A 21,803-nucleotide genomic window follows, 5' to 3' on the forward strand; every position below is an offset into this window, starting at 1 on the left:
AAGCGGCTTCAGAACGAGGCCGCCGACTTTCACGAAGAGGGTTTGTCACCGTACCAGCGTGGCGTATACACCCACTGGCCACCCTCGGCACGTGGGAACACGCAGGTGGTGGAAGAACCGACCAGCACCATGGTGCGCATGTCGACCTGATCGGGGGTCAGATCACCCAGCGTGGTGACACGCAACGTCTGGCCCGGACGACCAATGTCCCGCCCCAACACCACCGGCGTTTCAGCGGAGCGGTGCTGCGCGACAATCTCCAGTGCCCGCCCCAGTTGCCACGGGCGCGACCGCGAAATCGGATTGTAGAATGCCAGCGCCAGGTCGGCCTGAGACGCCAGGTCCAGCCGTTTCTCGATCATTGCCCAAGGCTTGAGGTTGTCTGACAGGGACATCACGCAGAAGTCGTGCCCCAATGGCGCGCCGGCCTGAGCCGCGGTTGCCAGGGACGCGGAGACGCCGGGAAGAATCTCCAGATCGACGCTGTGCCAGCCCGGCTCACTCGACTCATGCAGCGCTTCGAGTACGGCGGCTGCCATGGCGAATACGCCCGGATCCCCCGACGAAACCACCACCACCGACCGCCCTTGGGCCGCCAGCTCAAAGGCGTGGCGAGCGCGCTGCATTTCCTCGCGGTTGTCGGTGCAATGCAGCACTTGATCCTCGCGAAATGGCCCGGCCATGCGCACGTAGGTTTCATAACCCAGCACGTCATTGGCGCGCGCCAGTTCGGCCTTGACCGCCGGCACCATCAGTTCAGCAGCGCCTGGGCCCAGGCCGATCACGGCCAGACGACCGCGTGCACGCCCGATCTGTGCAAGCTCCAGTGGCTCGTTGGCCACCGCGATGGCGATGCCCGTCTCCGCCGACACAATGGTAGCGTTCGGCACGGTGTGGCGGGCCAGCTCGCTGACGCCGCCGTTGAACGACGCAAACCGCAGCGGCACGCCCAGTTCAAGCGCCGCTTCGCGCAACGCAGGATTGGCCATGTGCCGATCGCTGGCCAGCAAGCATGCCAGCGATTGCACGGCGATGTTTGCCTGATGCAACGCCCCGCGAATCGCGTTCGGCAGATCCGCCACCTCGGCGCTCACCGCCACCAGCACGCTGCGCGGGTAGATCAGCAATTCATTGGCCGCCGGCGTGCGCTCGGCACTGCCAACATGAATCGACAACGGCGCCTCCGGGTCTTCCGGCAACTGCGCTTGTGCCAGCCAAGGGGCCGCCCCTTCGATGCGCACGCTGTGGCCCGCGAGCAGATCCGAAACAAAACGTTTGCCCAGTTCCAGATCGCCGAGGGCGTAGCCGTTGGGTGGATTGAGCAGGCAGGTGCCGAAGCGCAATTCACCGCTGGTGGTGATCGCCGCCGCCACGTCGAGACCGGCAGCAATCTGCCGCGCCATGACGTTCACGCCACCGAGACCGCCCAGCAGCGGCACCACGGCGCTGCCGTCTTCGGCCACCGCGAGCACTGGCGGTTCGGCGCCCTTCTCAAGCAGCAACGGCGCCAGGGTGCGGATCACGATCCCGGCCGCGCACAAGGCAATGATCGGTGTGTCCTGCTGATAGAACTCGCGCACGGTGGCGCCAAACTCGTGATAAACACGGTCCGCGCCTTCAACCCGTCCGGCCAGGCCATGAATCAGGGCGCCGGGGTAGACCTGCTGGATTTTGCGTGCGGTCGCGAGGCTGCCGTTGCCCAGAATGACAATCGCCGGAGCTGGACGGGCCATCAGCCTTGCCACCTTTCGCCGGGAACGATGATCAGCGAGAAGTATGGCGACGACATCGGCTCGACCTGGTCCAGTGGGACGATTTTCTGATTGGCCATGGTCGCGCGTTCGACGTAGAGCGCACGTTCCGCCAGACCGAGTTCTTCAAGCACTTGGCGGACCTTGGGGAAATTGCGCCCCAGCTTCATGATCACCGCCGCATCGGCATCGGCCAGCCGACGCTTGAGATCGTCGTGAGGCAGCACGCCGGACAGCACCGACAGACTCTGATTGCGGTACACCAACGGCGCACCCAGCACCGAAGCGCCGCCAAGCATCGAGCACACGCCCGGCACCACTTCGGCTTCATAGCGTTCGGCCAGCCGATCGTGCAGGTACATGTAGGAACCGTAGAAGAACGGATCACCCTCGCAAATCACTGCCACGTCACGGCCCGCGTCCAGATGCGCCGCGAGCTCTTCGCCGGCCGCATCGTAGAAATCGCTGATCACTTGCTCGTACGACAGCGGTGCCGGCAGTGCTTCGGTGGTCACCGGGTACACCAGCGGCAGCAGGGTTTGCGCGTCCTGCAAATGGGCTTCGATGATGCCGAAGGCGTTGCCCTTTTTGCCCTTGGCGACGAAGTACGCCACCACTGGCGATTCGCGCAACAGGCGCAGGGCTTTGACGGTAATCAGTTCCGGATCACCGGGGCCGACGCCCAGGCCGATCAAGCGTCCAGGTTGCTGCATCATTCGATCTCCGTGGCGAGGGCGTTGACGGCGGCGGCGGCCATGGCGCTACCGCCCAGCCGGCCTTGCATGATCACAAACGGTACACCGCGACTGTCGGCGGCGAGCGCAGCCTTGGATTCAGCGGCACCGACGAAACCCACCGGGAAGCCGAGGATCAGGGCCGGTTTCGGCGCACCGGCATCGAGCATTTCCAGCAGGTAAAACAGCGCGGTCGGCGCATTGCCGATCACCACCACGCTGCCTTCCAGGTGCGGACGCCACAGCTCCAGCGCAGCGGCGGAGCGGGTGTTGCCCAATTCGCGAGCCAGCTCCGGAACGCTGTCATCGCGCAGGGTGCAGATGACCTGGTTGTTCGCCGGCAACCGCGTGCGCGTGACACCTTCGCTGACCATCCGCGCGTCGCACAGGATCGGCGCACCGGCGGCCAGCGCCTCGCGCCCGGCCTTGCCCGCGCCTTCGGAAAACTGCAAGCCGTCGATGGCATCGACCATGCCGCAGGCGTGGATCACGCGTACCGCGAGTTTCTCCAGATCGGCGGGGATGCGTGCGAGGTTGGCCTCGGCGCGAATGATCGCGAAGGAGTTGCGATAGATCTCCTGACCGTCGCGGATGTAATCAAGCATCTAGGGGGCTCCGTGAGCGGTCGTCGAGTAAGGCTGCGACCGCTTCAATAGTAAGATTGCGTGCGTGCAGCGCGCCGAAACCGGGCTGTGCTGCGTCGCGAAAATAGAGGTCGTAATGACCGGCGGAAACCGCCAGCAAGGTCATCGGCGCGATGTGCGCAGCCGCGCAGGAGCGCGAGCAACCCGACAGGTGAACGTTCAGCGCCAGCCCTTGGCGTTGCAGCAGCGCGGCCAGTTGCCGGGCATCGCCCTTGGTGTCGGCCAGGCCTTTGCCGCAACCGATCGAGCCGGTGCAGGCGATCAGGTGGGCCAAGGCGTCATCGGCCGAGCAGCGCAGGCCGAGTTGTTCGAGGCTGTGGATAACTTGCGCTGCCTTGTCGAGCGGCACGCCGGGCAGCAACAGGCTTTGCCACGGCGTGAATCGCAGGCTGGTGTCACCGTGTTCCCGTGCCAGTTGTGCGACACCGCGCAGCATCGCGGGGTCGAGACGTCCCAACGGCGGTACTGCGCCGATGTACACGCGCTCGGCGTCACGCTGCGCATGAGCGCCGATGTGCAAGGCATTCGGACCTGCGATACGCTGCCAACCCTCGATGGCTTTCAGCGGCACTCGCTCGGCCAGTCGAGCAAGAAACGCGTCGAGTGGACATTCAGCGAGCAAATGGCGCATGCGTGTCTGCTCGGGACGTGCCCCTTCAAGAAACAACTCCAGCACCGCAACGACCAGCGCATGGCCCTGATCCAGCGCCACCGAACCGGCAGGCACGTCTGTCGGGCACCCGGCCAGACCGAAGGCCCAGCGTTGTTCGCCGTCACGCTCAATCGCTGCCAGCCACAGGTCATGGGGATGTTCGAGCATCGCCAAGGCTTCGCCGCCATCCAGTTGCACGGCAAATTTGGCGCTGAGGTCATGCAAGCGTGCATCGCTTTGCAGCGTGGCGAGAACCTGCCCGGCCAACGGGCGCGTGTCGATCAACCGGTGCCGATCGATCCCGGCGCTCGGGCTGAGCATCAGGTTGCGCACATCATCGCCAGCGGCGCTGCTCGGGCCGAGTCCGGCCGCCATCAGGCTGTCGATCAAGGCTGCGTGTTCACCGCCAATCCCGCGAATTTGCAGGTTGGCGCGGTTGGTCGCCTCGATCACGCCCCCGGCATAGCGTTCGGCAGCACTCGCCACCGCGTCGGCCTGATCGGCGCTGATCGAACCACCATTCAACTTGATCCGGCAGATGCCGCCGTCCAGTGCCTGGACAATACGCAGCAACCCCGGGCAAGCCGAGGGGCGTAAGGCAGTGGACATCGGACGTTCGTTCAAGGGGGCGACCGGCTGTGTGGGAAAGGCGCTTCGCGGGCGAAGGCGCGGTATTATGCCTGCTTTGTCAGGCGGCATGAAAAGCCTGCCCGTCGGAACCGTCCGATTGAGGACTATTTTTAAGGACTGCAGATGTCACCCTGGCTGACAGTAGTGGGAATCGGTGAAGACGGCTTCAAGGGCCTGGGCAGAAACGCCCGGCATGCCCTGCTGCGCGCTTCGCGGATTATGGGCAGCCAGCGGCAACTGGATCTGCTGCCAGTGTGCATCCGTGGCGAGCGCCAGGTGTGGCCGAGCCCTTTTTCCCTTGAGCCGCTGTTGGCCCGTCGCGGTGAGGCGGTGTGTGTGCTGGCCAGCGGCGATCCGATGTTCTTCGGCGTGGGCGCCAGCCTTGCGCGCCAGGTGTCGGCTGAAGACATGCAGATCCTGCCGGCGCCTTCCTCCTGTTCGCTGGCAGCCGCGCGAATGGGCTGGCCGTTGCAGGAGGTGGTGACGCTTTCAGTCGTTGCCCGGCCGCTCGCCGCCCTCAATGCGCAGGTGTTCAGTGGCGTGCGTTTGCTGGTGCTGAGCAACGACGGTCAAAGCCCGGCGGCGATTGCCGCTCTGCTGCGCGAACGCGGTTTCGGTCCGAGCCGCCTCACCGTGCTGGAACATCTGGGCGGTGCAGCCGAACGGCGCATCGATGGCGTTGCCAATGACTGGAATGATCCGCTGATCGCCGATCTGAACCTGGTTGCCATCGAGTGCATCGCCGAGCCGAGCACAGCGAACCTTTCGCGATTGGCCGGGTTGCCGGACTCCGCGTTCAAACACGACGGCCAACTGACCAAGCGCGACGTGCGCGCCATCACCCTCGCGCGCCTCGCGCCGGTGCCGGGTGAGCTGCTGTGGGACGTCGGCGCTGGCAGCGGCTCGATTGGCATCGAATGGATGCGCGCCCACCCGACATGTCGCGCACTGGCCATTGAAGCCGATGAAGGTCGACAGTCGCTGATCGAACACAACCGCGACGCCCTCGGCGTGCCCGGCCTGCAACTGATTCGCGGCAACGCACCCCAGGCCCTGGCCGGGCTCGAACGCCCGGACGCGATTTTCATCGGGGGCGGCGTCACCCGTGAAGGCGTGCTCGACACCTGTTGGGCGCAACTCAAACCCGGCGGTCGATTGATCGCCAACGCGGTCACGCTGCAAAGTGAAATGACCCTGATGGCCTGGCGCGAACAGCATGGCGGCGAGCTGACCCGCATCCACATTGCCCAGGCGCAGCCGCTGGGTGAATTCGACACCTGGCGACAGGCGCTGCCGATTACCCTGCTGGACGTGACGAAGCCCTGCGATGCGTGACGAAACCGCCGAACAATCCGCCCCGTTGCGCAGCGGCCTGACCACCGGCAGCTGCGCCACCGCCACCAGTCTGGCCGCAGCGCGTCTGTTGTTGGGGGGCATGGGTGCTGACGCGGTCGAGATCGTATTGCCCAAGGGCAAGCACGTGCAGATGCGCCTGGAATTTTGTCGCCTGACCGACGACGGCGCCGAAGCCGGAACAATCAAAGACGCGGGCGACGACCCTGACGTAACGCACGGCGCCCTGCTGTACACACACGTGCGCCTGAGCGTCGAGCCGGGCATTCATTTCAAGGCGGGGCGTGGTGTCGGCACGGTGACGCGCCCCGGCTTGGTACTGGCCGTCGGCGAACCGGCGATCAATCCGGTGCCGCGCAAAATGATCACCGATCACCTGACCTTGCTGGCCGAAGAACTCGGCTACCGCGGCGGCTTCGAGGTCACCGTCAACGTCGAGGACGGCGAAGCCCTGGCGCTGAAAACCATGAACCCGCGCCTGGGGATTCTCGGCGGCTTGTCGATCCTCGGCACCAGCGGCATCGTCCGGCCGTTCTCCTGCGCGGCGTACATCGCCTCGATCCACCAAGGCATCGACGTCGCCAAAACCAACGGTTACCTGCACATTGCCGCCTGTACCGGCAACGCCAGCGAAGACACCATGCGCCGGGTCTACGACTTGCCGGAAATCGCCCTGATCGAAATGGGCGACTTCGTCGGCGCCGTACTCAAGCATCTGCGCAAAGTGCCTGTGGATAAACTCAGCCTGTGCGGCGGCTTCGGCAAGATCAGCAAACTGGCGGCCGGGCACATGGATTTGCACAGTCGGCATTCGAGCATCGACCTGCCGCAACTGGCGCAATGGGCAGCAGCGGTCGGCGCGGATGAAGCACTGCAACAGGCCATTCGCGAGGCCAATACCAGCCAGCAAGCCTTGGCGATGGCTGCCGCTGCGGGCATCGCCCTCGGTGATGCGGTGTGTCAGCACGCCCTGGAATTTGCCCGCAGCGTGGTGCCGGCGCAGGTTCAGGTCGAAGTGTTTGCCATCGATCGTCAGGGCGGCATTGTCGGCCATGCGGGGGCTTTTCAATGAAGCGCATCTTGCTGCTCGGCGGCGTGACGGAAGCGCTGGCCATCGCTCGCACCCTTGGCCCTGAACACATTTACAGCCTGGCCGGTGTGGGTCGGGTGCCAACGGATCTGACCTGTCAGGTGCGCGTCGGCGGCTACGGCGGCGCGGAAGGTCTGGCGCAGTTCATTCGCGAAGAAGGCATCGACCTGCTGCTGGACGCGACCCATCCCTACGCCGCCCAAATCAGCCACAACGCCGCGACGGCCGCACAGCTGACCGGCATCACCTGCTGGGCGCTGCGCCGTCCGGCCTGGCGACCCCTGGCCGGGGATGACTGGCGCGAAGTCGCCGACTGGTCCGAACTGATCGAAGCCCTGCAACCCTTCCACCGCCCCTTATTCACCCTCGGTCGCGAACCCTTGCAGCACCTGCACGAAATCCCGCCGGAGCAATTCTGGACGTTACGTGCGCTGGACGTTTACCCCGGCAACGACCGCTGCGAAGTCATCGGCGCACGCGGCCCGTTTGTGATCGAGGAAGAACGCGAGCTGTTTGAGCGCCGACAGATCGATGTGCTGATCAGCAAGAACAGCGGCAGCACCGCGACCGAGCCGAAGCTGGAAGTGGCGCGGGAGCGGGGGGTTCCGGTGATTGTTTTGAAGCGGCCGGTGTTGGCACAAGTTGATCGAGAGTTCAGTACGCTGGCGGACGTGCTGGCAGCCTTGCGCAAGAGTTCTACACAAAACCTGTAGCAGCCGGACGCAGCCTTCGGCAGCGGCTACAAAAAATGCGCGCCCCTCGCTGGTCGGCACTGGCAATCTGAAATTCGCGACTATCATGAAGTTTATGAAAGCGTGGCACTGCGACACCACACCGCACGCCGCTTTTTTACTTATCGGCCCTGATCAGGCTAAATAGCTGCGCTTGATCGCCCACCCAAACGGATTTCCCCATGTCCCGACATCGGCTTGCAATTGCCTGGATCGCCTGCTTCGCAGTGCTGTTCAACATGCTCGCCATGCCGATGAGCAATGCGATGGCGCAGTCTGCCAAATCGCCTGCCGAGCAATTGTTGTGGGGCAGTTTCTGCACGTCCAGCGGCACCAAGATGGTAGCGATTTCCCTGGGCGATCTCGGGCAGAAAGCGCCGCAAGGCGACGATCACTCCAACATGCAGCATTGCTGGTGTTGCTCGGGCGCAGCGCCTGTCGTGGCGCTGCCAGGGCATGAGCCGCAGCTGTACTTCGCGCAGTTCGAGGCCAATCGAAGCCTGCCTGCCGTCACACTCGATATCCCCACACCGCGCCAGCAATGGCCCAACCTCAACCCCCGCGCTTCCCCTCTGGTGTGATTCCTTCTCGCAATTGATCTGCGTTTTGAATCGCTCTGGAGAACTGCCATGTTGAACAAACTCATCGTTCTGGCCGCGTTGCTGCTGCCTGCCTGCTTTGCCAATGCCCACGAATACAAAGTCGGCGAGCTGGAAATCGCTCACCCGTGGTCGCAGGAGTTGCCGCCGAACGCGCCAACCGTTGCCGCCTATTTCGTGATTCACAACAGCGGCAAAACCGCTGATCGCCTGCTGAGTGTCGACTCGCCGATTTCGGCCGTAGCCGAGCTGCACGAACACGTGATGCAAGGCGATCTGATGAAGATGCAACAGGTGCCGAGCGTTGATATTCCGGCGGGCGGCAACGTCATGTTTGCGCCGATGGCCTATCACGTGATGCTGGTCAACCTGAAAGACCGTAGCCTGTTGAGCGACGGCAAACGCTTCCCGCTGACGATGCATTTCGAGAAGGCCGGTGACGTGACGGTCGAAGTCTCGGTGCAGAAGAAGCCGCCCGAAGACATGCAGATGCACGCTCACGCCCAGTAACCGGCTGAGCAAATGCGCCCGCCTAGCGCCAGGTCATCCGCGACACGCCGTCAGTCATTGAGCCTGACGCGCGGCAGCTGGATCAGCCTGTTCGCCATGCTGATGATCTTTATCGGTCCGCTGATTTCTCAGTCGATGCCGATGGATCAACGCGCCTCGGCAATGGCCATGAACATGTCGATGGACATGAGCATGGACATGTCAGCGATGGAGCACGCCGACCACGGCGCGCAACCCGCTGCCGAGCACTGCCCGCCCACCCCGTCGCACCACGCGATCTGGGAAAAATGCGGCTATTGCAGCCTGCTGTTCAACTGCCCGGCGCTGACCGGCGGTGTTTCATTCACAACTTTCAACACCCCGCTCCCCCACACCTTCACTACTCCGTCCCCCCGCCTGGGCCACGCCCGGCAAACCGTCTTTCCCGGCGCCCGAACCCGCGCCCCGCCCATCGTCGCGTAAACACCCACCTCTGATCTCACACGGATTCGAAGACAGCTTCAGGCTGTCGGCCGTGTCGTTTATGCCGCTCGATGGAAATTGTCATGTCCAGGTTTTCTGCTGACTCACGCTTGAGCACTGCCCAAGCTTCTTTTGCCCTGAACGACGCCAGTGTTCGTTTCAGGCACGCCACCGCCTTCCTTTGTGGCGCTCTATTAACACCCATGGCGCTGGCCGATGAACACGCGGGCCATATCGAAGAACTGAGCCCGACGGTGATCACCGCGATCGCTCCCAGCTCGCCGCTGACCATCGTCACCCACCCCAAGGACCCGCGCCAGCCGGTGCCGGCCAGCGACGGTGCCGACTATCTGAAAACCATCCCCGGCTTCGCCCTCGTGCGCAACGGCGGCACCAACGGCGACCCGGTGCTGCGCGGCATGTTCGGCTCGCGGATGAACATCCTCACCAACGGTGGCCAATTGCTGGGCGCCTGCCCCGGCCGGATGGACGCGCCAACGTCGTACCTCTCGCCGGAAACCTACGACACACTCACCGTGATCAAAGGTCCGCAAACCGTGCTTTGGGGACCGGGTGCATCCGCCGGGACCATCCTCTTCGACCGTGAACCGGAAAGCTTCGGCGAACTCGGTACGCGGGTGAACGCCAGCGTCTTGGGTGGCTCCAACGGCCGTTTCGACAAAGTGGTGGACGCCGCTGCCGGCGGGCCACTGGGCTATGTGCGAGTGATCGGCAACACCGCGCACGCCGACGATTATCGCGATGGCAACAACGACACCGTGCCCTCGCGCTACGACAAGTGGAACGGCGACGTCATGCTCGGCTGGACCCCGGACGCCGACACCCTGCTGGAACTGACGGCCGGCAAGGGCGATGGTGAAGCGCGTTACGCCGGGCGCGGCATGGACGGTTCGCAGTTCAAGCGTGAAAGCCTGGGCCTGCGTTTCGAAAAGTCGAACATTGGCGACGTGCTGGACAAGGTCGAAGCGCAGATCTACTACAACTACGCCGACCACGTGATGGACAACTACACCCTGCGCACGCCCTCCGGCACCGGGATGATGTCCGGCCCGATGGCCTCGAACGTCGACCGCCGCACCCTCGGCGCAAGAATCAAAGGCACCTGGCGCTGGGCCGATGTGCAGTTGATCAGCGGCCTCGATGCGCAAACCAGCGAACACCGCCAGCGCGGCGGCATGGGCGTCGACACTTACAAAAACCTGCCGTACACCGAGGACGCCGACTTCCACAATTACGGTGTTTTCAGTGAACTGACCTGGTACGCCGCCGACCGCGACCGGCTGATTACCGGCGCGCGCCTGGACCGCGCCTCGGCCAAGGATTACCGGCAAACCACCGGCTCAGGGATGACGACCCGCCCCAACCCGACCGCCGACGACACCCGCGCCGACACCCTGCCAAGTGGCTTCGTCCGCTATGAGCATGACCTGGCCGACAGCCCGACCACCCTCTACGCCGGCATCGGCCACACCGAGCGTTTCCCGGATTACTGGGAGCTGTTTTCACCCAAGCTCGGCCCCGCCGGTTCGGTGAATGCCTTCGATTCGATCAAGCCCGAGAAAACCACCCAGCTCGACTTCGGTCTGCAATACAAAACCGAAAACCTCGACGCCTGGGCCTCGGGTTACGTCGGCAAAGTCCACGACTACATCCTGTTCAACTACCTCCCGACCCCGATGGGCACCACCTCCCAGGCGCAGAACGTCGACGCGCGAATCATGGGCGGCGAGCTCGGTGCGGCCTACAAGCTGACCTCCAACTGGAAGGCCGACGCGACCCTGGCCTACGCCTGGGGCAAGAACAGCAGCGACGGCAACGCACTGCCGCAAATGCCGCCACTGGATGCGCGTTTCGGCCTGACTTACAGCGAAGACAACTGGAGCGCCGGCGCTTTGTGGCGGGTGGTCGCGGCGCAAAACCGCATCGATCAGAACAAGGGCAACGTCGTCGGCAAAGACTTCGACAAGACCCCGGGCTTCGGCGTGTTCTCGCTCAACGGTGCCTACCGAATCGACAAGCACTGGAGGGTCAGCACCGGCGTCGACAACCTGTTCGGCAAGGCCTACGCCGAGCACTTGAACCTGGCCGGCAACGCCGGTTTCGGCTACCCGGCCAATGACCCGCAGGCCATTAAAGAACCGGGACGAACGCTCTGGACCAAGGTGGACATGAGTTTCTAAAGGCATCGCGGGCAAGCCCGCTCCCACATGGACAGTGTGAAACCTGTGGGAGCGAGCTTGCTCGCGATCGGTTGCGCAGCAACCGCCAACAAACAACTAAAAGATCCATGCCAAAGCGGAGCACACGTGATGAAACAGCCCAAAGTGAATTTCTACAACCTGGCCTGGCGCTGGCATTTCTATGCCGGTCTGTTCGTGGCCCCCTTCATGGTGATGCTGGCCCTGACCGGCACCCTTTACCTGTTCAAACCGCAACTCGATCCGTTGATGTACGGCAGCCTGATGACCGTCCCGGCCGATCACCACACGGTGTCCGCCGACGACCTGCTCAAACGCGTGAAAGAGGCGTATCCACAAGCCACGATCAAACAGTACCTGCCGCCGGTCAACGCCGAGCGCAGCGCGCAATTCGTCGTGATCAACGGCGGCACCGAACTCAACGTGTTCATTGATCCGTACCACGGCGACATCCTCGGCGAGCAAGACGCCAAGAACAACCTGCAAGCCATTGCACGGGCGATTCACGGCGAGCTGATGATCGGCACCGTCGGTGATCGACTGATCGAAATGGCCGCCGGTTGGGGCATCGTGCTCGTGGTGTCCGGGGTGTTCCTGTGGTGGCCCCGTGGTCAGGCGGCCGGCATTTTGTGGCCACGCCTGAGCAGTCGCGGTCGCGTGTTGTGGCGTGATCTGCACGCGGTGACCGGGTTCTGGGGCGCCTCGTTGCTGCTGGTGATGCTGCTCAGCGGCATGACCTGGACCGGGTTCTGGGGCCAGCAATACGCTGGCGTGTGGAACGTGTTCCCGGCCGCCATGTGGGACAACGTGCCCACGTCCGATGTCGAAGCGCGCAGCCTCAACACCGCCACCCGACAGACCGTGCCTTGGGCAATGGAAAACACGCCGATGCCAATGTCTGGCGGCGACCACGCCGAACACATGGCCCACGGCGGCGCGCAAGCCGGCCCCGCCGCCCCGACCATCAGCCTGCAAGACGTGCAAAACATCGCCGTGCAACGCAAGGTCGAGCCGGGTTACAGCATCACTTTCCCGAAAACCGCCACCGGCGTGTTCACCATTGCCGTGTTCGCCGACGACCCGCGCAACGACGCCACCCTGCACGTCGATCAATACACCGGCGACGTCCTCGCCGACGTGCGTTATGAACAATACGGCCCCGTCGCCCGCGCCACCGAAATCGGCGTGATGCTGCACGAAGGCAAGATGTTCGGTGTGGTCAACCAGATCATCGTGCTGCTGATTTGCCTGATGATTTTGCTCAGCGCCGTCAGCGGCGTGGTGATCTGGTGGAAGCGTCGGCCACAGGGCAAATTCGGTGTTCCACCGCTGCGCCATGACCTGCCTAAATGGAAAACAGCGATGGTCATCATGTTCGCCCTGGCGGTGATGTTTCCGCTGGTGGGGGCTTCACTGGTGGTGGTCTGGGTGCTGGATCGCGTGTTGTTGTCGCGCCTCACCCGACAAACTGAATCGGCCTCATCTTCATCATGAAACAGGCGAGATGCGCGGGTTAGACAGGCCTGTAGACTTCCCGCGCTTATCTCGCGCTTATCTTTAGTGTTACTGTATAACTATAAATTCATCGTTTGTTTCAAAACCGCCATCGCGGGCAAGCCCGCTCCCACAGGGACTGCGCAATACCTGTGGGAGCGGGCTTGCCCGCGATGACGTCATCCGCATCACCAAAATCTCCGAGCAAACGCATGACCTCGCTGACCCTCAAAAACCTCGCCTGGACACCCCTGGGCCACGGCCATTGTCATCACCAGTTCCAACTGCGTGATGCCTCCTTGCACGTGGCCGCCGGCGAGTTCGTCGGGTTGATCGGCCCCAACGGCAGCGGCAAGACCAGCCTGTTGCGCTGCGCCTGGCGCTTCAGCAAACCCGAGAGTGGCGAGGTCCAGTTCAATCACCACAACGTCTGGAAGCAATCCTCCCGTTGGTGCGCGCAACGCATCGCCGTGGTCTTGCAAGAATTCCCCGACGCCTTCGGCCTGACCGTTGAAGCAGTGGTCGCCATGGGCCGCACGCCGCACAAAGGCCTGTTCGATGGCGACACCCTCGAAGACCGGAACCTCGCGACCCAGGCGCTGGAATCGGTCGGGCTCAACGGCTTTGAAGACCACGCTTTCGCCACCCTCTCGGGCGGTGAAAAGCAGCGGGTGATCCTCGCCCGCGCCCTGGCGCAACAGCCGCAATTGCTGATCCTCGACGAGCCGACCAATCACCTCGACCCGCGCTATCAACTGGAACTGCTGCAACTGGTCAAACGCCTGAAGATCGGCACCCTCGCCAGCATCCACGACCTCAACCTCGCCGCGGCTTTCTGTGATCGGCTGTACGTGATCAACCACGGCCGCATCGTCGCCAGCGGCACCCCCAAAGAAGTCCTGACCGCCCCGCTGCTGCGCAACGTTTTCGGCGTCGACGCCTTGATCGACGACCATCCCCTGCACGGCTACCCACGAATCACCTGGATAACCCAACCATGACGTTGCGTCCCCTGCTGTGTGCCGCCCTTCTGCTGGGCAGTGCCCAGGCCTTGGCCGAGGCCACTCATTACCCGCTGACCGTGCACAGCTGCAACCGCGAAGTGACCTTCAAGCACGCGCCAAAACACGCGGTCAGTCACGACATCAACATGACCCAGATGATGCTCGCCCTCGGCCTAAAACCGAGCATGGCCGGCTACAGCGGCGTGAGCGGCTGGAAGTCGGTGACGCCCGAGATGCAGAGCATCCTCGACGGCTTGCCGGAGCTCGCCGCCAAGTACCCGTCGGTGGAAACCCTGCTCAACGCCAACGTCGATTTCTTCTTCGCCGGGTGGGATTACGGCATGCGCGTAGGCGGCGACCTGACGCCGCAAACCCTGCAACCGTTGGGCATCAACGTCTATGAGCTGACCGAGTCCTGCGCCTTCGTGATGAAGCGCCCGGCCGCCAGTTTGGAAGACACCTACAACGACCTGCGCAACCTCGGCAAAATCTTCGACGTGCAAGACCGCGCCAACGCCTTGATCGCGCAGATGCAGGCGCAAGTCGACGAGGTGCGCCAGGACCTGCCGGCGGACAAGCCGCGGGTGTTCCTGTACGACAGCGGTGAAGACCGCGCCATGACCTCCGGGCGCCTGGGCATGCCGCAAGCGCTGATCGATGCGGCGGGCGGGCGCAACATTCTCGATGACGTCGACGCGAGCTGGACGCGGGTCAACTGGGAGAGCGTGGTCGAGCGCAATCCGCAGGTGATCGTGATCGTCGACTACGGCGAAGTCACTGCCGAACAAAAGGAGCAATTCCTGCTCGACAACAAGGCGCTGCAATCGGTGGACGCGATCAAGAACCAGCGCTTTATCGTCATTCCCTACGTGCAGGCCACGCCCGGCATCGACAACGTGTTGGCGGTAGAAACCCTGGCCAAAGGGTTCCACGGCGAATGATCAATCGTCGCTACGGTTTGTTGCTGCTGGCCCTCGGCGCGTTGCTGCTGGTGTCGTGCGTGGTGTCGCTGGGCTTCGGCCCGGCGCGAGTGCCGGTGGACGTGGTGTGGCAGATTTTGCTGCACAAGGTCTTTGGGCTTGGTGAGGTGAGCTGGAGCGCCGGGCAGGAACATATCGTGTGGCTGATCCGTGTACCGCGCATGTTGCTCGGCGCGCTGGTGGGCGCCGGGCTGGCGTTGATCGGTGCGGTGCTGCAAGCGGTGACGCGTAATCCGTTGGCCGATCCTCACCTGCTTGGGGTCACGTCCGGCGCGACCCTCGGCGCGGTGATTGTGGTGCTGCATGTGGGTGAGATTGTCGGGCTGCTGACCTTGCCGATGGCGGCGTTTATCGGTGCGTTGGTCAGCATGCTGATCGTGCTGGTGATCGCCCATCGGCACGGGCGGCTGGACAGTGATCGGCTGCTGCTGTGCGGTGTGGCGGTGTCGTTTGTGATGATGGCGATGGCCAATCTGCTGCTGTTTCTTGGCGATCACCGCGCCAGTTCGGCGGTGATGTTCTGGATGCTCGGCGGGCTCGGGCTGGCGCGCTGGGAATTGCTCGCGGTGCCGGCGGTTAGCGTACTGCTGGGGTTGGTGTTGCTGCTGGGCATGGCCCGGCCGTTGAATGCGTTGATGGCCGGCGAGCAGACGGCGGTGACCCTCGGGCTGAATGCGCGCAGTGTGCGGTTGCGGGTGTTTTTGATTGCGTCGCTGATGACCGGGGTGCTGGTCTCGATCAGCGGGTCCATCGGTTTTGTCGGGCTGATGGTGCCGCACATTGCGCGGCGGCTGGTCGGGGCGGAACATCGGCGATTGCTGCCGGCGTGCGTGTTGCTCGGCAGCCTGTTCCTCGTCTGGGTCGACGTCGCCGCCCGCACGCTGATTGCCCCGGAGGACCTGCCCATTGGCGTCGCCACGGCGGCCATCGGCGGGCTGTTCTTCATCGGCCTCATGCGCCGCCGCTGAGCCGTGCCAGCGCGGAAGGCACGGTTCATCCGGCACTCAGATCAATAAGTGCTGCACTTCACAGTTCGTCACGATCCGGCTTCGCCGCCGACTGCACAGGTGGCTGCCAAGTCGACTTCAATCGCCCGCGAAATTGCCAGTAGCCGTCGGTGTCCACGACCTCAAGCCGACCAACACCGGCGAGCGCGGCGAGGTAAGCCGCCACCCCGTCCTTTGCCTCCTCGTTGAACAAGGCCGTTTCCTGCGGCGAGAAGCTGGGGGTAAATTTGAACAGGGCCCCGCCACGACCGGTGAAATAACAACTGCCCCCGGAGACGCCGCTCTTTTTCACGACGTCTCTGCAAAACCACAGATCGGCCAGCGCCAGGTTGTCCATCAGTAGACGATCAGACGCAGTGGGGTCCCACACGAACAGGTTGAAGCGTTTGTAGAACTGATGAACAGCCACCCATTTGTAGTCCTGCGGAAAAACCGGCAACAGCAAGGGCTGCGCGCCCGGCACGGTGACCGGTGCAATGGGCCCGCCCGGTCCTGAGTAAAACAGCGCACTGACAGCCCCACTCTCGACGCCGTCCTCAAGCGGCTCGACGGCCACGAACGACGATGACGCCGGGTGTATCAGCACGCCACCCAGATACTGCTGGCCGACGTATTCGCCAATCTGACTTTGGGCCGAGCGAGCCGCATCATCGGCATGTGCGAATACAGGCCCGAGAGCAAAGCGGTTATCCGACGCCCACCTCACCAACCCGATGCCGGTTTTGACACCCCGGGCATCAACCCTGAACGGCGACCAGAAAGCACTGCGCACCACGACCTGCAATTCACCGTTGGCGATCACTTTGCGCAGATACTCGAACAGCGACTCCTGCCCTGATTGCACAATTCTCTCGTAGGCGTGCGTGGTATGAAACAAGGTCCATTCCGGGGCCTTGCTCCTAGGGGCGTAACGCAACAAGGCGCCATCGGAGCAGGACAAGTAGACGTTGAGGTACGTGGATCCTTCAGCCGTGCGCACACCGACAGCATCCAGCCCGTAGGACAGATCCCTAGGCGATATGAAGCTGTGCGTCACGTCATGGGGCAATCGTCCCGGACGGGTCGACGGACACAAATAGAGGCCCTCGACTCGATACCCCAACGGTAATAAACCTTCGGGAAACACCCGCTCGACCGTGAGATGCCCTTGTCCCCCGTCGATCGGCAACGTCGTCACGTACCGTTCACCGTTCAGCGCCTTGAGCACAAAGCCGAACATCAGGCTGGCACGGGCGCCCACCGTGCGATGGACATGCCGCACAGCGTCGTCCATCTGTGTGAAGACCGGGCTGAGCGCCGGCTCGGCAATGGCAAATCGCTTCACTTCCGACGAAACAATGCCGGGATAAGCACTCCAGTGCGACAGTGGCCTGGCCTCTCCCCACAGTCGGCTCCCCTGAACCACTTGCAACCGCCCGGCGCTTGCAACCTGATTGACGTATTCACTCGGGGTTCGCGTACCGTTGCGCATGTGCAGTTCAATCGGTGTGTGCTGGCGCTGCAACGGGCTGGGTGACGCCAATGCCCGGGCGAGCTGCTTTTCGCTGGCACTTGCACTGAGGGTGTAGCTGATCAGGCTGCCGTCGAGCCCCAGCAGGTATTCCTTGCCGGGCGACAGAGACGGGGAGCGCCCGGAGCCGGTCAGGATGTCCGCCAGAAAGTCGGTAGAAAACATGTTCAGATACACGTCCCGTTCGCGGTTCGACAGGGCGAAAATCGGTTCGATCTGAATTCGGGAATGGTAGCGGGCGACGACCGTACTCCCTGCCAAAAACAACCCCTGTTCAGCCAACTCGTCCAGACGAATCCAGCTGGCAGGGAAGTTCTCGACTTCGACGGCCACCGGCAACGTTGCGACAAACAAACCGTCGGCGCGACGCAGCACCAGGCCACCGTAGACCCGCTCACGCCGCGCGCCCAACTTCGCCAGCGCAAAGCGCGCGGCATCGTCCTGCGACAGAAAGACCGGGCTGAGCGCTCGCCGCTGGATCTGCACGAAAGGTTTCCAGTCAGGACCGACACTGCCCGGCTCGTCCCACAGTTCACTGGTGCGCAGCACCTTCAGTTCGCCGGCCTTGGCGACCATTTGAATGACGCTGGCATAGGGTGGTGTTTCCTTGCCCAATGCTGACGTCAGTTGCTGCACCCCCTTATTGTCGAATTGTGTTGAAGAGGCCGAGTATTGGTACTGCAACAATGCCCCATCCAGTGTCGCGATAAAAATCTTCAGGTCCTGAAAATGCGTCAGACGTTGCGTGCCCTTGTCGTCGTATATCGCTGCTGCCAGATCGCTGACGGGCGCTAAATGCCGGGCTAACCAGGCGTCCGTTGTTGATGACCCTTTAGGCATCCAGCTTGCCGCGTAGTAAAGCCCGAGGGTCCTAAACTCGTCGATCAACACGGGAGCGCCGAAGTCGCTCGCCTGGTTGAGCGTCCCCAGGCGCCCGGTCGTAACCGTTTCGGTCGCCACGTACTCCTCGCGCTCTTTGTGCTTGAGGATAAACCCCCAACCCGCCGCGGCTGCGCGGTAGTCGAGCCGGGCTCGATGACGGGCGTTCAGCACCGCGTCTTCGGCGCTGGTAAAAATTGCCCCCAGCGCCGGAGCGGAGATGTCTGTGCGGGTGGCCTCGTTATCTGGTTCATCACCCAGCAGCGCTCCCCGCGGCCCCCACACGTCGCTGCCGACCACCACACGCAATCTGCCCGTGCCGGCCAGTTCATCGACCACTGCACCGGGCTCCAGAGTGCCGGCCGTCAGCTCCCGATCTATTAGCGTGTTGCCATCAGCGAGTACGGCCACCCGCTGCTGCAGGCGGTTGCGAGCCGCCACTTTCGATACGTCGGGGCTATAAACCAATAGAGAGTCGGCCGAGCCAGACAGGTAAAAATCGACAACATGCGCGTGGCTGTCGAACATCGAGCGAATGTCTTCGGCGGTAAACATTTGCACGTGCGTCAGTTGCCCGTGCAAGTCTGTACGTGTGATGCCCACGGCATCGGCTTGCCAGCGCGAAGCGTAAAGCCCATGAAACGAGTGCCCCTGGACCAGCACAATCGGTGCGCCGTTAGCGTCGAGGGGGCAAAGCATGTCCAGTGCGAACCGTTTTGCGGCAAACACCGGCTCGGTGGCGACGAAGCGTTTGTTTCGATCCTGCAAAATCATCCCGACAAAGCCCTGTTCACGCCGACTGCCGATGTACTCATGGGCAAAACGTGCGGCATCGTCCGCCATGAGGAACGCAGGACTCAAACGCCGCGACCTGGCATAGGCTTGCCAGTCAGGGCCAACGATCCCGACCACATCCCACAACGCGCTGTCCTTCAGCACCGTCAGCTCGCCGGCTGCGACCACCAGCCTGATGTAGTCCGCAGGCTTGAGCGTGCCAGCCTGCAGTCGGACATTGAAATCCGCGCTGTCCTTCAGCGGAGCTTCACGCTGGTGCGCCGAGGGGCGGTACTGCAACACGGCACCGTCGCGGGTCCGGGCGTACACTTTCAGGTAGTCCGGGTATTCCTGCCGGTGAACATCCCACAGCGAAAATTTGATGCCCGCCGCCAATTCGTCCGGTGAAAAAAACCGCTCATAAAGCCAGGGCTCACTGGCACTCTGAGCCGCATCGCCCTGCGGCACGAAGTAAACGCCGTTCAAGTCGAAATCGAGCAGGCGCTCCAGCGTGCGATCAGCTTTCATCGGAAAAGTCTTGAACAATTCGGCTGCCGGCTCGCTGGAAAGTACCGGATAGGTCGCCATGCACTCCGAGCTGTCGGCAGAGGTCACAACAAACCCAAGATAAACGCTGCCGGTGGACAGGGTTACTGTCGCGGCGGCGGCTTCGATGGCCTTGTCCACTTGGTTGAACACCGCACAAAAAAACGGTTGTACCGGGGTCGGACTTCGCACCGCTGCGGTACCGAGCGTCCAGTTCGCCGGCACGTTTCCTCTTACGCCGCCCCACGGCGCATTGGCGACCAGTACGCTCAGCGTGCCGGTCTGGGCAACTTTTTGAATCAGGTGTTCAACGTCGGAGAACGGACCGAAAGCCTTGAACCCTTGCTCAAAGAGTTTTTTCTCTTCTGCCGGCTGAGTGGACTCGTACTTGATCAGTGAACCATCCGGACCCGACAGATAATGACGCTGGCCATAGGCACCCGGGTCCTGCATATGACTCAGAATATGTCCTCTGGAAAAAAATCCGAGGCTCAACGTGATCTGCTCGCTCGTCCAGCCTGGGTGAACACGCAGGACTTCAGCGTGATTGGCCGAATGGGACAGGTAATACGCCGCGCCACTGTAGCCCGGTGGAGCAAACAGCTCTCGGGGGGCTTCAGTAGACAGCAGGAAGTCGAATTCGAAATGCCCCATCCTCCCCGCCACTGGCAACGTGGGCTGAAATTTTCCGTCGCCACGCTGCACGATTACACCGCCGTAAGCCTTGTCGCGGCGCGCGCCGATCTGACGGTGAACCCAGTAGGCCGCGTCGTCCGCGCTGGTGAATGTCGGCCCCAGGGCAGGAAAGGTTGCCGCCCTTCGGGGTGTTGAAGGTGTACTGATTGAGGTGCCGTTCATGTGCTGCTCACTCGATTGAGAAGCCACGATGATCAGGATCCCGGAGCGCAGCAGGTGGTACATATGTATCGCCCTCCGGTGTTGCGCTTTTGACGCAGCCAGCACCAATGCTGCGCACGCCGGCGCACCGAAAATAAATCTGTCCCCTTTCTGACGAGTTTATTTTTTGTTTAATTGATGTGTCGAAATCTGGAAGTTTCCCACGGCTTTTTCAGGTTGTTCGTCGGACGTGGGCTGTCTAGTCTGGGGCTGTCACTGAAGACTCAGTGATCGGGTGTGAGAACCCGGACAGGTTTCAATCCAACGCTAGCTCCACCATAATTGCCGCCAGCTTATCCGCTGCCGGCAATGACTATGGCGGCTGTGTGCGGGCGGACTTCGGTTCGGCCGGGTTGATTCCTACCGGTTTCTCACTCCGCACATAGCTGCCACCCCTTCGTCGCGTGAGAAACGACAAGTGATGGCTCCAATTGCTTCAAGGGAATCATTACCATGTCTAAGAAAATCGTACCCGATCCACCCCTCGACACCACCACACCCGAACCCGAAACATCTCGCGACGAAGACCTGCTCCGAGACCGCGAAGCCATCAAACGCGCCCTCGACTACTACCTGGATCCGCCTGCGCTCTACACCAAAAAACCCCGCCGCCCCAGCACGATGTACATGATCGCCCCGGACAACGACAGCGAAAGCCTGTTGGTCCATGCCTGTGAATCCCTGGCGTCCGCCAGTGTCCTGGCCAGCGACTTCGCCGCCGACCTGATCGGCCCGCAGCGCCACAAGGCGATGGCCATTCAGCAGATCATCATGCTCGCCGAACTGGCCGTGAACCGCGCGGTGGATAAGGTCGTTCCCACCTGAATACACCGCAAGAAAAAATGTGGGAGTGAGGCTTCTCGCTCCCACCGGGGCTCAACATTCCTTACACTGCGCATCTCACGACCCTCAGGATGAGCCTCATGTTGAAAAGTATTTTCCTGTCGTTGCTGGTATTCGGCTCCAGCACCGCAATGGCCGATACCACCGTCGATGTCTCGAAGATTTACGGCAAGATCCAATTCGTCGACAGCTTCCCGGACTACAAGGTGCAGGTGGTGAACTCATTTCCCGATCTGAAGGTGCAGCAGGTCGACTCTTTTGCGGACTCGCCGGGCAAGTGGAAAACCGTCGACAGCTTCCCGGATTACAAAATCCAGATCGTCGATTCCTTCCCCGATTTCAAGATCCAATACGTCGACTCATTTCCCGGCCCCAACTGAACCCTTCTGCATCACCGCTGCCGCCACGCGGCAGCACCACAATGACGCACACCCTCGCACCACCGCCCCGCCCTCGTCCCTTCATGGTGCGCCGCCACCGCGCGCGAGCGCTCT

At 62.6% G+C, this 21,803-nt stretch carries 18 protein-coding genes; 13 read left to right on the forward strand and 5 right to left on the reverse strand.

The window, feature by feature from the left end; all coding sequences use genetic code 11:
• Positions 1-29: 29 nt before the first annotated feature.
• Genes cobJ through cobG form a run of 4 tightly spaced genes read right to left on the reverse strand, consistent with a single transcriptional unit; the run spans position 30 to position 4,390 of the window.
• A complete protein-coding gene (cobJ, locus tag D882_RS0103290; RefSeq protein ID WP_027921910.1) occupies positions 30-1,733 on the reverse strand; it encodes a precorrin-3B C(17)-methyltransferase in 1,704 nt (567 codons plus the stop codon).
• Entirely contained in the window at positions 1,733-2,464 is a 732-nt protein-coding gene (locus tag D882_RS0103295) for a precorrin-2 C(20)-methyltransferase (RefSeq protein WP_017336332.1), read from the reverse strand. The genes cobJ and D882_RS0103295 overlap by 1 nt, the downstream gene beginning before the upstream one ends.
• Positions 2,464-3,090 carry a precorrin-8X methylmutase gene (locus tag D882_RS0103300; RefSeq protein WP_027921911.1) on the reverse strand — a complete coding sequence of 209 codons (627 nt, stop codon included), beginning with the start codon at positions 3,088-3,090 and terminating at the stop codon, positions 2,464-2,466. Before D882_RS0103300 ends, D882_RS0103295 begins: the two co-directional genes overlap by 1 nt.
• Positions 3,083-4,390, reverse strand: a complete 1,308-nt coding sequence (gene cobG / locus D882_RS0103305; protein ID WP_027921912.1) for a precorrin-3B synthase — start codon at positions 4,388-4,390, stop codon at positions 3,083-3,085. Before cobG ends, D882_RS0103300 begins: the two co-directional genes overlap by 8 nt.
• A gap of 144 nt (positions 4,391-4,534) precedes the next feature.
• On the opposite strand from cobG, the gene D882_RS0103310 reads away from it, so the two are divergent.
• The 11 genes from D882_RS0103310 (at position 4,535) to D882_RS0103360 (ending at position 15,821) form a co-directional block, all read left to right on the forward strand.
• Entirely contained in the window at positions 4,535-5,746 is a 1,212-nt protein-coding gene (locus D882_RS0103310) for a bifunctional cobalt-precorrin-7 (C(5))-methyltransferase/cobalt-precorrin-6B (C(15))-methyltransferase (RefSeq protein ID WP_027921913.1), read from the forward strand.
• Entirely contained in the window at positions 5,739-6,836 is a 1,098-nt protein-coding gene (locus tag D882_RS0103315) for a cobalt-precorrin-5B (C(1))-methyltransferase (protein ID WP_027921914.1), read from the forward strand. The genes D882_RS0103310 and D882_RS0103315 overlap by 8 nt, the downstream gene beginning before the upstream one ends.
• On the forward strand, positions 6,833-7,567 hold the full coding sequence (locus D882_RS0103320; RefSeq protein ID WP_027921915.1) for a cobalt-precorrin-6A reductase: 735 nt from the start codon (positions 6,833-6,835) through the stop codon (positions 7,565-7,567). Before D882_RS0103315 ends, D882_RS0103320 begins: the two co-directional genes overlap by 4 nt.
• Positions 7,568-7,767: 200 nt before the next feature.
• Positions 7,768-8,166: a DUF2946 domain-containing protein gene (locus D882_RS0103325; RefSeq protein ID WP_027921916.1), complete on the forward strand. Its 399-nt coding sequence runs from the start codon at positions 7,768-7,770 to the stop codon at positions 8,164-8,166.
• 48 nt (positions 8,167-8,214) lie between these two features.
• Positions 8,215-8,694, forward strand: coding sequence for a copper chaperone PCu(A)C (locus tag D882_RS0103330; RefSeq protein ID WP_027921917.1), 480 nt, complete (start codon positions 8,215-8,217; stop codon positions 8,692-8,694).
• A gap of 12 nt (positions 8,695-8,706) precedes the next feature.
• Positions 8,707-9,156, forward strand: a complete 450-nt coding sequence (locus D882_RS0103335; RefSeq protein ID WP_027921918.1) for a DUF2946 domain-containing protein — start codon at positions 8,707-8,709, stop codon at positions 9,154-9,156.
• Positions 9,157-9,239: 83 nt separating this feature from the next.
• Complete coding sequence (locus D882_RS0103340; RefSeq protein WP_027921919.1) at positions 9,240-11,357, forward strand: TonB-dependent copper receptor; 2,118 nt, start codon at positions 9,240-9,242, stop codon at positions 11,355-11,357.
• Between the two features lie 129 nt (positions 11,358-11,486).
• A complete protein-coding gene (locus tag D882_RS0103345) occupies positions 11,487-12,869 on the forward strand; it encodes a PepSY domain-containing protein (protein ID WP_027921920.1) in 1,383 nt (460 codons plus the stop codon).
• A gap of 212 nt (positions 12,870-13,081) precedes the next feature.
• Positions 13,082-13,870, forward strand: a complete 789-nt coding sequence (locus D882_RS0103350) for an ABC transporter ATP-binding protein (protein ID WP_027921921.1) — start codon at positions 13,082-13,084, stop codon at positions 13,868-13,870.
• Positions 13,867-14,814, forward strand: a complete 948-nt coding sequence (locus D882_RS0103355; protein WP_027921922.1) for an ABC transporter substrate-binding protein — start codon at positions 13,867-13,869, stop codon at positions 14,812-14,814. The genes D882_RS0103350 and D882_RS0103355 overlap by 4 nt, the downstream gene beginning before the upstream one ends.
• Positions 14,811-15,821, forward strand: coding sequence for an iron ABC transporter permease (locus tag D882_RS0103360; RefSeq protein ID WP_027921923.1), 1,011 nt, complete (start codon positions 14,811-14,813; stop codon positions 15,819-15,821). The genes D882_RS0103355 and D882_RS0103360 overlap by 4 nt, the downstream gene beginning before the upstream one ends.
• Positions 15,822-15,879: 58 nt before the next feature.
• Here D882_RS0103360 and D882_RS0103365 read toward each other — a convergent pair whose 3' ends face one another.
• Positions 15,880-20,490, reverse strand: a complete 4,611-nt coding sequence (locus D882_RS0103365) for a DUF4329 domain-containing protein (RefSeq protein ID WP_155953700.1) — start codon at positions 20,488-20,490, stop codon at positions 15,880-15,882.
• Positions 20,491-20,919: 429 nt separating this feature from the next.
• Here D882_RS0103365 and D882_RS0103370 point away from each other — a divergent pair, with 429 nt between their 5' ends.
• Entirely contained in the window at positions 20,920-21,291 is a 372-nt protein-coding gene (locus D882_RS0103370) for a DUF6124 family protein (protein ID WP_027921925.1), read from the forward strand.
• A gap of 98 nt (positions 21,292-21,389) precedes the next feature.
• On the forward strand, positions 21,390-21,689 hold the full coding sequence (locus tag D882_RS0103375; protein ID WP_027921926.1) for a hypothetical protein: 300 nt from the start codon (positions 21,390-21,392) through the stop codon (positions 21,687-21,689).
• Positions 21,690-21,803: the final 114 nt, after the last annotated feature.

The sequence above is a fragment of the Pseudomonas sp. URMO17WK12:I12 genome (assembly GCF_000514395.1).
In the GTDB taxonomy this organism is placed as follows: Bacteria; Pseudomonadota; Gammaproteobacteria; order Pseudomonadales; family Pseudomonadaceae; genus Aquipseudomonas; species Aquipseudomonas mucoides.